Origin of the sequence: Acidovorax sp. CF316 (assembly GCF_000276605.1) — a bacterium.
GTDB lineage: Bacteria > Pseudomonadota > Gammaproteobacteria > Burkholderiales > Burkholderiaceae_C > Acidovorax.
The window spans coordinates 1-12,486 of sequence record NZ_AKJX01000255.1 but is presented as its reverse complement, the minus strand read 5'-3'; the positions used below and the strand labels follow the sequence as shown (position 1 = coordinate 12,486).

Here is a 12,486-nt window from a genome sequence, read left to right as displayed (position 1 = left end):
CTCTTGGCGACGCAAGAGAAAGTTACTGCGCCGCCGGGCGCACATCCCGGCCTCCGCCCTCAACGCAGGCAAGGAGCAACAGAAGGCCCCTGCCGCGCAAGATCAAGCGTAGTCGCTGACCGGAATGCAACTGCAAGACAGATTGCGATCCCCCCACACATTGTCCACCCGCCCCACGGGCGACCAGTACTTGGCACTGCGCAGCGCAGCCACAGGATAGGCCGCCGTCTCACGCGGGTACGGACGTGTCCACTCGCCGGTGAGCAGACTCTCCGCCGTGTGCGGTGCGTTTTTCAATGGATTGTTGTCCTGCGGCCAGGCACCCGCCTCGATCTGGCGGATCTCCTCGCGGATGGCGATCATCGCGTCGATGAAGCGGTCGATCTCGAACAGCGTCTCGCTCTCGGTGGGCTCCACCATCAGCGTGTTGGGCACGGGGAAGCTCAGCGTGGGCGCGTGGAAGCCGTAGTCGATCAGGCGCTTGGCCACGTCCTCTGCCATCACGCCGCTGGTGTCCTTCAACTGGCGCAGGTCCAGGATGCACTCGTGCGCCACATGGCCGTTGGCGCTGGCGTACAGCGTGGGGTAGTGGTCCTTGAGGCGCGCGCTGATGTAGTTGGCCGACAGGATGGCGGTCTCGGTCGCGGCCTGCAGGCCTTCGGCGCCCATCATGCGGCAGTACATCCAGCTGATGGGCAGCACGGCGGCATTGCCCAGGGGCGCGGCCGAGACGGCGCCCACGCCGCCAGCAACGCCGGCCGTGGCATGGCCGGGCAGGTAGGGCACGAGGTCTTCCACCACGCACACCGGGCCCACGCCGGGGCCGCCACCGCCGTGGGGGATGCAGAAGGTCTTGTGCAGGTTCAGGTGGCTCACGTCGCCGCCGAACTCGCCGGGCGCTGCCACGCCCACCAGGGCGTTCATGTTGGCACCGTCCACGTAGACGCGGCCGCCGTGCTGGTGCACCAGGGCGCACAGCTCCTTGACCTGGGTCTCGAACACACCGTGCGTGCTGGGGTAGGTGATCATCACCGCTGCCAGATTGGCGCTGTGCTGCTCGCACTTGGCCTGCAGGTCCACGAGGTCCACGTTGCCGTTGGCGTCGCAGGCCGTCACCACCACCTGCATGCCCACCATCTGCGCGCTGGCAGGGTTGGTGCCGTGCGCGCTGCTGGGGATCAGGCAGATGTTGCGGTGGCCGTGGCCCTGGGCCTCATGGTAGGCCTTGATGGCCAGCAGGCCTGCGTATTCGCCCTGCGAGCCGGCATTGGGCTGCAGGCTGATGCCGGCATAGCCCGTGGCCTGGCACAGCCAGGCGCGCAGCTGCTCGTCGAGCTCGCGGTAGCCTGCGAGCTGCTCGGCCGGTGCGAAGGGGTGCACCTGGGCGAACTCGGGCCAGGTGATGGGGATCATCTCGCTCGTGGCATTGAGTTTCATGGTGCAACTGCCCAGCGGGATCATGCTGCGGTCCAGCGCCAGGTCCTTGTCCGACAGCTGGCGGATGTAGCGCAGCATGCCGGTTTCGCTGTGGTGGGTGTTGAACACCGGGTGCGTGAGGTAGCTGCTGGTGCGGCGCAGTTCGGCCGGGATCAGCGGCTCCACGCCCTTCTCGAAGGCGTCGAAGGTCGGCAGGGCCTGGCCGTCCTTGGCGAAGACCTTCCACAACAGGGCGATGTCGGCACGCGTGGTGGTCTCGTCGAGCGAGATGCACAGGTAGTGCTCGAAGTACACGCGCAGGTTGGCGCCCAGCTGCACGGCGCGCGCGGCGATGGCCTGGGTGGCGCCGTCGGTCTTGAGCGTCAGGGTGTCGAATGTCGCCTGCGGACGCACGGGCGCACCCAGCTGCTCCAGCCCCTTGGCCAGGATGGCGGTGTAGCTGGCCACGCGCTGGGCGATGCGCTTCAAGCCCTCGGGGCCGTGGTACACGGCGTACATGCTGGCCACCACGGCCGGCAGCACCTGGGCCGTGCAGATGTTGGAAGTCGCCTTTTCGCGGCGGATGTGCTGCTCGCGCGTCTGCAGCGCCAGGCGGTAGGCGGGCTTGCCATGGGTGTCCACGCTCACGCCGACCAGGCGGCCAGGCAGGGAGCGCTTGAACTCATCGCGGCAGGCCATGTAGGCGGCGTGCGGGCCGCCCGCGCCCATGGGCATGCCAAAGCGCTGGGTGGTGCCTACGACGATGTCGGCGCCCCATTCGCCGGGCGGTGTGATCAGGGTCAGCGCCAGCAGGTCGGCGGCGGCGATGAAGGCGGCCTGCTTGCCATGGGCCTTCTCCACGTCGGCGCGCAGCTCGTCGATGCGGCCGCTGGTGGCGGGGTACTGGGCCAGCACGGCAAAGTATTCGCCGTCGAGCGCGGCATGCCACTCGGGCGCGGAATTGGCCAGCACCACCTCGATGTTGAGCGGCTTGGCACGGGTCTGGATGACCTCGATGGTCTGCGGATGCGCGTCACCGGCGACGATGAAGCGGTTGCTCTTGCTCTTGACCGAGCGCTTGGCCAGGGTCATGGCCTCGGCCGCGGCCGTGGCCTCGTCGAGCATGGAGGCGTTGGCAATCGGCATGCCGGTCAGGTCGCAGACCATGGTCTGGAAGTTGACCAGGGCCTCCATGCGGCCCTGCGAGATCTCGGCCTGGTAGGGCGTGTAGGCCGTGTACCAGGCCGGGTTCTCGAGGATGTTGCGCAGGATCACGCCCGGCGTGTGCGTGCCGTAGTAGCCCTGGCCGATGAAGCTCTTGAGCACCTGGTTCTTGCCTGCCATGGCCTTGAGCTCCGCCAGGGCCGCCGCCTCCGTCACGGGGGTGGGCAGGTCCATGGCCGTGCTGCGTGCAATCGAGCGCGGCACGATGCTCTCGATGAGGGCGCGGCGAGAGGCCTCGCCGATCACCGACAGCATGTGCGCTTCGTCGGCCGCGTCGATGCCGATGTGGCGGGGCAGGAATTCGGTGGCGTTTTCGAGCGCGCCGAGCGGCAGGGCGGATTGCATCAACATGGGGCAGGTCTCAGGCTTCTTCGAGGCAGGGGGCAGGGCTTAGGCGTTCTTGGCGAACTCGGTGTAGTCGGTCTCGGACAGCAGCGCGTCGAGTTGGCCGGCATCGCTGAGCTTGACCTTGAAGAACCAGCCCGCGTTCAGGGGATCGGAATTGGCCAGCGACGGATCGGCGCGCAGGGCTTCGTTGACTTCGACGATCTCGCCGGAAACGGGCATGTACACGTCGGCGGCGGCCTTCACGGACTCGACCACGCCGGCGACTTCGCCCTGGGCGAAGCTCTTGCCCACTTCGGGCAGGTCCACGAACACCACGTCACCCAGGGCATCCTGGGCGTGCACGGTGATGCCCACGACGGCGGAGTCGGCGTCGGCGGCGTTGATCCATTCGTGGTCTTTGGAGAATTTGACGGTCATGGGGAAAGCTCCTGGGGCTTTGAAAAATGAAGGAATCTGCAATGTAGCGGGCCGGGCCCGCAGCGGTGTGAAATCAGCCGCGGAAATAGTTGGCAGGCGTGAACGGCATGGCGCGCACTTCCATGGCCACGGCCTTGCCGCGCACGATGGCGTTCACGCGGGTGCCGATGGCGGCAAACGCGGGGCTCACGTAGCCCATGGCCACGGGCTCGTTCACCGTGGGGCCCAAGAGGCCGCTGGTGACTTCGCCGATCTTCTGGCCATCGGTGCTCTGCAATTCGGTGTGCTCGCGCACGGGCACGCGCTCCAGCGCCACCAGGCCCACGCGCTTGCGTGGCAGGCTGGCGGGGTTGTCGATCTGTGCCAGCACCTTGTCGGCACCGGGAAAGCCGCCTGCGCGCGCGCCGCCGGTGCGGCGCACCTTCTGGATCGCCCAGTTCAGCGCCGCCTCGGGCGGGGTGGTGGTGGTGTCGATGTCGTTGCCGTACAGGCACAGGCCGGCTTCCAGGCGCAGCGAGTTGCGTGCGCCCAGGCCGATGGGCTTGACCTCGGGCTGGGCCAGCAGGGCGCGGGCCAGCGTGTCGGCCTGGGCCGCGGGCACCGAGATCTCGAAACCGTCCTCGCCCGTGTAGCCGCTGCGCGTGACGAAGCAGTCGCAGCCGGCGATGGTGTAGCTGCCGCCGGTCATGAACACCAGCTTCTCGATGCCCGGGGCCAGGCGCGCCAGGGCGGTCACAGCCTGCGGGCCCTGCAGCGCCAGGAGGGCGTGGTCGGGCATGGGCACCACATCGCAGCGCTGGCCGATGCGCGCCTGGATGTGTGCGATGTCCCCCACCTTGCAGGCGCCGTTGACGATCACGAACAGCGTGTCGTTGCCCTGGTTGAAGAACATCAGGTCGTCGATGATGGTGCCTTCGTCGGTCAGCAGCAGGCCGTAGCGCTGCTTGCCCACGGGCAGGTCGACCACATCCACGGGCACCAGGGTCTCGAAGGCCGCGGCGGCATCCGGGCCGACGAGCTGGAGCTGGCCCATGTGCGATACGTCGAACAGACCGGCTGCGGTGCGGGTGTGCACATGCTCGGCCATCAGGCCGGCGGGGTACTGCACGGGCATGGAATAGCCCGCGAACGGCACCATGCGGGCGCCGAGCTCCAGGTGCAGGGCGTTCAGGGGCGTGGTGAGCAGGGGGGCTGCGGTAGCGGCAGGGGCAGACATGGGGCGGACTCCGGGCAAATGAAAGCCGCAACCCGTGCATGGGTTGCGGGATTTGCCTGCTGTCCGCTTTACCTGAGAGATTCACCGCACCACCCTGGCTGGCGGCTGCGGCTTGCTCCTTCGGTGGATGGCCTGCGCTGTGCTGCGCGGCCACCTCTCTCCAGCAAGGGAACGCCTGCATCCCTGCAGGCGCTTGCCAGTCCTTTTGCCTGAGCGTTCGGGGTGTCCCTGCGCCTTCGGCGGCCCCCGCGAAGGGGACTCTCTCCTGACGGGCGCAAGTATATCCGCTGGAGGGCAGCGTCGGGCCAACAGCCTCGCTACTTGATGAACCCGAGTACCTTGGGCAGCCAGGTCGACAGCTGCGGGATGAAGGTCAGCACCACCAGCACCACGCCATGGGCCCAGAGGAAGGGCACCAGCTCGCGCACCAGTTGCGACATGGGCACGCGCGAGACGTTGCAGGTGACGAACAGCAGCCCGCCCACGGGCGGCGTGATCATGCCCAGCGTGAGGTTGTAGATCACCACCATCGCGAAGTGGATCGGGTCGATCCCCAGCTTCACGGCCACGGGCGCGAGGATGGGGGCGAGCACCATCACGCCCGGCAGTGGCTCGATGAAGATGCCGAACAGCAGCAGAAAGATGTTCACGATGATCAGGAACATCCACGGTGAGAGGTTCATGCCCACCAGCCAGTCGGCCATCTGCTGCGGAATGCCCTCGATGGTCAGGATCCACGCGAACGCGGCCGACAGCCCGATGATGATCAGCACCGAGGCCGACAGCAGGGCCGAGCGCGCCAGGATGTCGGGCAGCGCCTTCCACTGCAGCGTGCGGTAGACGAACTTGCCGCACACCAGCGCATAGAACACCGCCACCACCGAGGCCTCGGTGGGCGTGAACCAGCCGGCGCGCATGCCGCCCAGGATCACCACCGGCAGCAGGATGGCGGGCAGCGCCTTCCAGGTGGTCTGCAGGATCTCCGCCAGGGGCGGCATCCGGCCGTCGCCCTTGTAGTTGCGCTTCTTGGAGACATGGAAGTTCACGACGCACATGGCCACCGCGATCAGCAGGCCCGGCAGCAGGCCGGCCACGAACAGCGCGCCCACCGAGACGGTCTCGTCCTGCAGCGCATAGATGATCATGATGATGGACGGCGGGATGATGGGCCCGACGATGGCCGTGGAGGCCGTGAGCGCCGCCGCGTACGAGCGGTCGTAGCCGGCCTTGTCCATCATGCGGATCAGCATCGAGCCCGGGCCCGCTGCATCGGCCAGAGCCGAGCCCGAGATGCCCGAGAAGAAGGTCAGCGAGACCACGTTGGTGTAGCCCAGCCCGCCGCGCTTGTGGCCCACGAACTGGCCGGCAAAGCGCAGCAGCACCTCGGTCAGCGAGCCGCCGCTCATGAGCTCGGCCGCGAGGATGAAGAAGGGCACGGCCATCAGCGGAAAGCTGTCGATGCCGGTGAAGGTCTCCTTGAGCAGCACCATCAGCGGGTAGCTCTCGGCCAGGATCAGCGTGGCCGCGGTGGACAGGCCCAGCGCAAACGCCACGGGCACGCCCATGGCCAGGAACAGGCAGGCCGATACGATGAGGATGATGGACGCGCTCATAGGGAGGCACTCGCATTCGCATCGAAGTGCGCGTCGGCCGCGAACGTGCGGTCCATGACGTAGCCACGCACGATGAACAGGAAGTGCACGATGAGCAGCACGCCGCCGATCAGCATGGCGCTGTAGATGTAGGCAAACGGGACCTGCGTCACGGCCGTCATCTGGAACATGGTGCGCTGCATGTACAGCCAGCCGTACCAGACCATGAAGCCGAAGAAGGCGAACAGCAATGCCGCGACCACGGCACGCAGGGCGATGGCACCGGTGCGGGGCAGGGCATCCTGCAGGTTCTCCACCGCGATGTGGCCGCCATAGCGCAGCACCGGGCCGGCGCCCAGGAAGGTCAGCCAGATCATCATGTGGCGCGACACCTCCTCGGCCCATTCGAGCGAGTTGTGGGTCACATAGCGCATCACCACGTTGGTGAAGATGATGATGGACATGGCCGCCAGCAGCAGGATCAATGCCCAGCGGTTGGCGGCCAGAAAATAGCGTTCGAAGGTTTTCACGGGACGGTCTTGGACAAGGGCGTGCAGGGTCAAAGCAAAAGCGCCCGGCGCCTTGTGTGGGCCGGGCGATGCGGGGCGCGGGTCAAGAGCGGCTCACACAGCCCAGCGAAGCGGTCCTGGCTAGGCGTTGCGTCGCAGACAGTACAACCAGTACGGCAAGACGCAACAACGACGCCAGGAGGGCTGTGTGAGTCGCTCAAAAGAGTTAACGAACGTCCTGGATCTTCTTGATGTTGTCGGCGCCGAACTCCTTGGCATAGCCGACATAGGCGGGCTTGAGCGCTTCGCGGAAGGCGGCACCGTCCACCGTCTTGATGACCTTCATGCCTTGCTGCTCGAGCAGGGCGATGCCGTTGTTCTCGTCGTCGTTGACCTTCTTGCGCTGGGCCACCGAGGCGCTCTTGGCGGCATCGGTGAAGACCTTCTTGTCCGCGTCATTGAGCTTGTTCCAGACCTTGGGCGAGAGCAGCAGCAGCGCCGGCGAGTACACGTGGCCGGTGAGCGACAGGTGCTTTTGCACCTGCGAGAACTTGGCCGACAGGATCACGGGGATGGGGTTCTCCTGGCCGTCCACCGTGCCCTGCTGCATGGCGCCGAACAGCTCGGGGAAGGCCATGGGCGTGGGCAGGATGCCGAAGGTGCGGTAGCCGTCCATGTGCACCTTGTTTTCCATGGTGCGCATCTTCAGGCCCTTGGCATCGTCGGGCTTGACGATGTCGCGCTTGCTGTTGGTCATGTGGCGGAAACCGTTTTCCGTCCACGCCAGCGCGATGATGCCCTTGCTCGGGAACTTGGTCAGGATGTCCTGGCCGATGGGGCCGTCCATCACCTTGCGCGCGTGGTCGTAGTCGCGGAACAGGAAGGGGATGTCGACGATCTTCACTTCGGGCACGAAGTTGCCCACGGGGCCGGTGGAGGTGTTCACCAGGTCCTGCGTGCCGAGCTGGATGGCTTCGATCTGCTCACGCTCGCCGCCCAGCGCGGAGTTGGGGAAGTACTGGCACTTGTAGCGCCCCTGCGTGCCCTTCTCGACTTCGTCGCAGAAGACCTTGGAGCCCACGCCGTAGTGCGAATCGGGCGCCGTGGCGTAGCCGATCTTGAGCGTGGTGGTCTGCGCGCTGGCGGTGGCCATCAAGCCGAGCGCAAGGCCCAGGCCCGCAGCGAGGGAAGTCAATTGCATGGTGTCTCCTGTAAGTATGTTTCTGGCCGGGGTCCGTGGCGTGCCCGGGTCGCGGTGCAGCACGGAACCGCAGCCTCAAAAATTATGGCGCTGCAGCATGGCGCCGGGCATCGGGGTTTGTGCTGGTAAGCGTGCTTATCAACGCCATGAATCGCCGCCAATGGTCGCCTGGGCGACAAAGGGGGCTTGTCGCCAAGAGGAAGGCGGTGCGAGAGAGGAGGGAGGGGTGGAGGCCATGCTGCTCCGGTGTGGTTTGCCAAGTGCCCCGGTCTGGCGGTAACCAGTCCGGGGCCCTGTCAGTTTGTGCGCTCCGGTAAGAGCGCCTTGATGTCCAAAGTATGCGCTGCGAGACGCAGCAGTTCTTTCCATTTTTCGCTCTATATTCCAATAATGCAGAAAAATTTGCTGCATATGTAGATATTCATGAATAATTGGGGCCATGGATCGCTTGGACAGAAAAATTCTCGCTGTGCTGCAGGGCGATGCGCGCGCCAGCCTGCAGGAGATCGGCCAGGCCGTGGGCCTGAGTCCCTCGCCGTGCTGGGGCCGCATCAAGAAGATGGAGGAGGCCGGTGTCATCCAGGGCTACACCGTGCGGCTCAACCCGCAGGCGCTGGGCCTGTCGGACACGGTGCTGGTGCAGGTCACCCTGGACAGCCATTCGGACAACACGCTCGAGAAGTTCGGCGAGACGCTGGCCAGCATCCCCGAGGTGATCGAGGCGCACCTGGTCTCGGGCGACTACGACTACCTGCTGCGCGTGGTGGTCAAGGACACGCGCGACTACGAGCGCCTGCTGCGCGAGAAGCTCTACAAGATCAAGGGCATACGCCACAGCCGTTCGAGCTTCGTGCTGCGCACGCTCAAGAAGGCCGACCTGCCGTTGTTCGCGGAATAGGGCTGGCCGCTGCGCCACTGGCACGTTCGGTGCTCTGCAGCTTCCTGGCAGGCGCACAATCCTGGCGCCGCCGCCCCACGGAAAAACCATGAACCTGCGTTTCGTCGAAGCCTTCTACTGGGTTGCCTCCCTGCGCAGCGTGACGCGCGCTGCCGAGAAGCTGTTCCTCACCCAGTCGGCCATGTCCAGCCGCGTGGCCGCGCTGGAGGAGGAGCTCGGCGTGCTGCTGCTCGACCGCAGCGACAAGCGCTTCAAGCTCACGGTGGCGGGCACGCGCTTTCTCACCTACGCCAAGCGCATGCTGGAGCTGCAGCGCCAGCTCAAGGCCGAGATGGGCTCGGGCGCGCCCATGGAGGTCTCCATCCGCCTGGGGGCCATCGAGTCGGTGCTGCACTCCTGGTTGATCCCGTGGATCGAACAGCTGCGCAAGGACAACCCGCTGCTGGAGCTCGAACTCACGGTGGAGACCACGCCCGTGCTGCTCGACCAGATCCGCCGCGGCGCGCTGGACACGGTGTTCGCCGCGCTGCCGGCGTCGGCCGAGGGCATCCGCACCCAGGCACTCACCCCCATGGAGATGGTCTTCGTGGGCAACAGCACCCTGCACCGCAAGCGGCGCTATGCGCTCGCGGACTTTGCCGAGACCGACATCCTCACTTTCCAGCGCGGCTCGCAGCCGCATGTCTCGTTGCTGGACGTGCTGCGCCAGGCCCAGGTGGAGCCACGCTGCGTGCACACCATCTCCTCCATCTCGGCCATGGTGCAACTGGTGCAGGGCGGCTTCGGCGTGGCCACGCTGCCGCGCCAGGCCGTGCAGCGGCTGCTGGCGTTCCCCGACCTGCGCCCGCTGGCCTGCGAGGCCGAACTGCGGCCCCTGCCCATCCACCTGAGCTACCGCGAAGACCCCTCTTCGCCGGCCGTGGAGGGTGTGGTCCGCTCGGCCCTGGCCTTTGTCGAACTGCAGGCCGAGCGCAGCAAGGGCCGCGCCAAAAGCTGAAGCCTGGCTGACAAGGCGCACCGGGCGCTGCTTCGGCGCAGGCCGGTCGGGCTGCCGCGCAGCGGTTTGCCCCCCGTTTTCGGGCACCTGGCAGGTCCTGGGCTGCCTCTTCGGCCCGGCCGTGCCTGTTGTTGGTGCAGCCTGGCGACGGCATGCAGGCCCCCGTGCCCGGTCCCGCCAGGGATCGATGGGACATCCCCAACCCGTGCCCGCACCCGCCATCACCGCCGTAGAGCGCTGTTTTCGCTGACACGCATGTGCGTTTCTGAACGGGCGAAAGTCCCACTTCTCATTCCCCTAGGGTTTCCACTTAGCACCAAGTTGGGTGAAGTGTGCTCCAGCGCAGTGCATCGAAAAAATCGATGGGCTGAGAGAAATTTTTTGAATTTGCCAGGGGTGATGGAGCGCCAACACAATCCACCCATCGTCACGCATCCGACATTTCGCAACGCTAGGAACCACGGTGGAATCCACACACAACAACACACCCCAGGTCTTTGGCCCGCAAGGCAGCGACAACCCCCGCCACGTGCGCAGCGTGATCCGCCAGGGCCTGTGGACCTCGCACACCAGCGGCCTGGCCGATGGCCATGTGCAGGGCAACCTGGTCATCCTGCCCGAGGTGCAGGCCGGCGATTTCCTGCGCTTTTGCCAGCGCAACCCCAAGCCCTGCCCGGTTCTGGCGGTGAGCGAGCCCGGCCAGTTCACGCTGCCGAGCCTGGGCGAGGGCATCGACATCCGCAGCGACGTGCCGCTGTACCGCGTCTGGCGCCATGGCGAGCTGGCCGAGGAGGTGACGGACATCAAGGCCTTCTGGCGCGCCGACCTCGTGACCTTCATTCTGGGCTGCTCGTTCTCGTTCGAGTCGGCATTGATCGAGGCCGGCATCCGCCTGCGCCATGTCGACGAAGGCAAGAACGTGGCCATGTTCCGCACCAGCCTGCAGACCGAGCCGGCCGGCCCCTTCGGCGGCCCCATGGTGGTGACCATGCGGCCCATGCCGGCGGCCGACGTGATCCGCGCCGTGCAGGTGACCTCGCGCTTTCCCAATGTGCATGGCGCGCCCGTGCACATCGGCGACCCGTCGCTGATCGGCATCGCCGACATCACGAAGCCCGACTACGGCGATGCCGTGGCGCTGATGCCCGGCGAGATCCCTGTGTTCTGGGCCTGCGGCGTCACGCCCCAGTCCGCCATCCTGCACGCCCAGCCGGCGTTCTGCATCACCCATGCCCCGGGCTGCATGCTGATTTCCGACCTCCTCAACCACCAACTCGCCAGTTTCTAAAACCAGGAGCCTCCCCATGAAAACCATCGCTTTCAGTATGTGTGCCCTCGCGTTCGCCGGCATCGCCCAGGCCCAGGCCAAGTGGGACCTGCCCTCGGGCTACGCCACCAACACCTTCCAGGTGCAGAACCTGCAGCAGTTCGCCCAGGACGTGGACAAGGCCACGGGCGGCAAGCTCAAGATCACGGTGCACCCCAATGCCTCGCTGTTCAAGGCCAACGAGATCAAGCGCACGGTGCAGTCGGGCCAGGTGCCGGCAGGCGAGTTCATCCTCTCCGGCGCGGCCAACGAGTCGGCGGCCTACGGCCTCGATTCCATCCCCTTCCTGGCCACGAGCTATGCCGACGCCAAGCGCCTGGACCAGGTCTCGCGCCCCATGCTCAACAAGACCCTCGCGTCCCAGGGCATGAAGCTGCTGTACACCGTGGCCTGGCCCGCGCAAAGCCTGTACTCGACCAAGCCCGTCACGGCGCTCAAGGACCTCAAGAGCACCAAGATGCGTGCCTTCAACCCCGTCACCTCGGGCATCGCCGTGGCCGTGGGCGCCCAGCCCGTGACCATCCAGCTGGCCGAGCTGCCCGCCGCGCTCACCACCGGCACCGTGGACAATTTCCTCACCTCCAGCGCCAGCGGCGTGGAAAGCAAGCTCTACGAGAGCGTGAAGTACTTCTACGCCGTCTCGGCCTTCCTGCCGCGCAATGCCGTGGTGGTGAACCAGAAGACCTTCGATGCACTGGACAAGCCTACGCAGGAGGCCGTGCTCGCACAGGCCGCCGTGGCCGAGCGCCGCGGCTGGGCCCTGAGCGAGCAGAAGGACCAGGAGTACCTCAAGGAGCTTGCGGCCAAGGGCATGCAGGTGGACACCGTGGCCGCAGGCCTGAAGGCGGAGTTCAAGCCGATCGGCGAGCGCATGACGGCCGACTGGATCAAGGTCGCCGGTGACGAAGGCAAGGCCGTGATCGAAGCCTTCAACACCAGGAAGTGATGGGGCCACCATGTCTTCCCTGACCCAAACCTCTCCGGCCCCCGCCGGTGTGCACGCCGGGGTGGCCGTACCGCCGCACCTGCTGCGGCGGGTGCTCGACGCCAGCTATGGCATTGCCGGCACCATCGGTGCCTGGTGCATCGCCGGCATCTGCGTGCTCATGGTGGTGCAGTCCCTGGGGCGCCAGTTCGGCTTTCCCACCGGTGCCATCAACGACGTGGTGGCCTGGCTGTGCGCCGCCGCCGCCTTCCTGACCATGGCCCATGCCTTCAAGCACGGCGACTTCGTGCGGGTGACGCTGGTGCTCGAAAAGCTCTCTCCCCGTACGCGCCGCACCTTCGAGCTGGCCTGCCTCTCGGTCGCCGTGCTGGCCATCGGCTACCTCACCCGGCGGG

At 66.4% G+C, this 12,486-nt stretch carries 11 protein-coding genes and 2 riboswitches; of the genes, 5 read left to right on the top strand and 6 right to left on the bottom strand.

Annotated elements, in window-relative coordinates:
• Window positions 1-102: 102 nt before the first annotated feature.
• The 6 genes from gcvP to PMI14_RS28775 form a co-directional block, all read right to left on the bottom strand.
• Window positions 103-2,991, bottom strand: coding sequence for an aminomethyl-transferring glycine dehydrogenase (gene gcvP / locus PMI14_RS28800; protein ID WP_007860260.1), 2,889 nt, complete (start codon window positions 2,989-2,991; stop codon window positions 103-105).
• A 39-nt stretch (window positions 2,992-3,030) separates the two neighbouring features.
• The gene (gene gcvH / locus PMI14_RS28795) at window positions 3,031-3,405 is read right to left on the bottom strand and encodes a glycine cleavage system protein GcvH (RefSeq protein ID WP_007860258.1); all 375 of its coding nucleotides are present in this window, start codon (window positions 3,403-3,405) and stop codon (window positions 3,031-3,033) included.
• Between the two features lie 73 nt (window positions 3,406-3,478).
• Entirely contained in the window at window positions 3,479-4,621 is a 1,143-nt protein-coding gene (gene gcvT / locus PMI14_RS28790) for a glycine cleavage system aminomethyltransferase GcvT (protein WP_007860256.1), read from the bottom strand.
• Between the two features lie 49 nt (window positions 4,622-4,670).
• Window positions 4,671-4,795: riboswitch (glycine riboswitch) on the bottom strand.
• Window positions 4,796-4,808: 13 nt separating this feature from the next.
• A riboswitch (glycine riboswitch) is annotated at window positions 4,809-4,899 on the bottom strand.
• Window positions 4,900-4,938: 39 nt separating this feature from the next.
• Window positions 4,939-6,234 carry a TRAP transporter large permease gene (locus PMI14_RS28785; RefSeq protein ID WP_007860254.1) on the bottom strand — a complete coding sequence of 432 codons (1,296 nt, stop codon included), beginning with the start codon at window positions 6,232-6,234 and terminating at the stop codon, window positions 4,939-4,941.
• Window positions 6,231-6,743 (bottom strand): TRAP transporter small permease, encoded by a 513-nt coding sequence (locus PMI14_RS28780; RefSeq protein ID WP_007860252.1) that lies wholly within the window; start codon window positions 6,741-6,743, stop codon window positions 6,231-6,233. The genes PMI14_RS28785 and PMI14_RS28780 overlap by 4 nt, the downstream gene beginning before the upstream one ends.
• Before the next feature lie 205 nt (window positions 6,744-6,948).
• Window positions 6,949-7,923 (bottom strand): TRAP transporter substrate-binding protein, encoded by a 975-nt coding sequence (locus PMI14_RS28775; RefSeq protein ID WP_007860249.1) that lies wholly within the window; start codon window positions 7,921-7,923, stop codon window positions 6,949-6,951.
• Between the two features lie 439 nt (window positions 7,924-8,362).
• Between PMI14_RS28775 and PMI14_RS28770 the strand changes: the two genes are divergently transcribed.
• The 5 genes from PMI14_RS28770 to PMI14_RS28750 form a co-directional block, all read left to right on the top strand.
• The gene (locus PMI14_RS28770) at window positions 8,363-8,821 is read left to right on the top strand and encodes an Lrp/AsnC family transcriptional regulator (protein ID WP_007860247.1); all 459 of its coding nucleotides are present in this window, start codon (window positions 8,363-8,365) and stop codon (window positions 8,819-8,821) included.
• A gap of 88 nt (window positions 8,822-8,909) precedes the next feature.
• A complete protein-coding gene (locus PMI14_RS28765) occupies window positions 8,910-9,818 on the top strand; it encodes a LysR family transcriptional regulator (protein WP_007860245.1) in 909 nt (302 codons plus the stop codon).
• Between the two features lie 529 nt (window positions 9,819-10,347).
• Window positions 10,348-11,106 (top strand): putative hydro-lyase, encoded by a 759-nt coding sequence (locus PMI14_RS28760; protein ID WP_238541923.1) that lies wholly within the window; start codon window positions 10,348-10,350, stop codon window positions 11,104-11,106.
• A gap of 16 nt (window positions 11,107-11,122) precedes the next feature.
• Window positions 11,123-12,091 carry a TRAP transporter substrate-binding protein gene (locus PMI14_RS28755; protein ID WP_007860243.1) on the top strand — a complete coding sequence of 323 codons (969 nt, stop codon included), beginning with the start codon at window positions 11,123-11,125 and terminating at the stop codon, window positions 12,089-12,091.
• 10 nt (window positions 12,092-12,101) lie between these two features.
• Window positions 12,102-12,486 (top strand): TRAP transporter small permease subunit (locus PMI14_RS28750; RefSeq protein WP_007860241.1); only part of this gene is annotated, 385 nt, incomplete at its 3' end.

Excerpts from the sequence above, each read along its gene's own strand:
- PMI14_RS28755 (WP_007860243.1), top strand. The coding sequence starts at position 11,123 with ATGAAAACCATCGCTTTCAGTATGTGTGCCCTCGCGTTCGCCGGCATC.
- PMI14_RS28765 (WP_007860245.1), top strand. The coding sequence starts at position 8,910 with ATGAACCTGCGTTTCGTCGAAGCCTTCTACTGGGTTGCCTCCCTGCGC.
- gcvH (WP_007860258.1), bottom strand. The coding sequence starts at position 3,405 with ATGACCGTCAAATTCTCCAAAGACCACGAATGGATCAACGCCGCCGAC.
- PMI14_RS28785 (WP_007860254.1), bottom strand. The coding sequence starts at position 6,234 with ATGAGCGCGTCCATCATCCTCATCGTATCGGCCTGCCTGTTCCTGGCC.
- gcvP (WP_007860260.1), bottom strand. The coding sequence starts at position 2,991 with ATGTTGATGCAATCCGCCCTGCCGCTCGGCGCGCTCGAAAACGCCACC.
- PMI14_RS28775 (WP_007860249.1), bottom strand. The coding sequence starts at position 7,923 with ATGCAATTGACTTCCCTCGCTGCGGGCCTGGGCCTTGCGCTCGGCTTG.
- gcvT (WP_007860256.1), bottom strand. The coding sequence starts at position 4,621 with ATGTCTGCCCCTGCCGCTACCGCAGCCCCCCTGCTCACCACGCCCCTG.
- PMI14_RS28770 (WP_007860247.1), top strand. The coding sequence starts at position 8,363 with ATGGATCGCTTGGACAGAAAAATTCTCGCTGTGCTGCAGGGCGATGCG.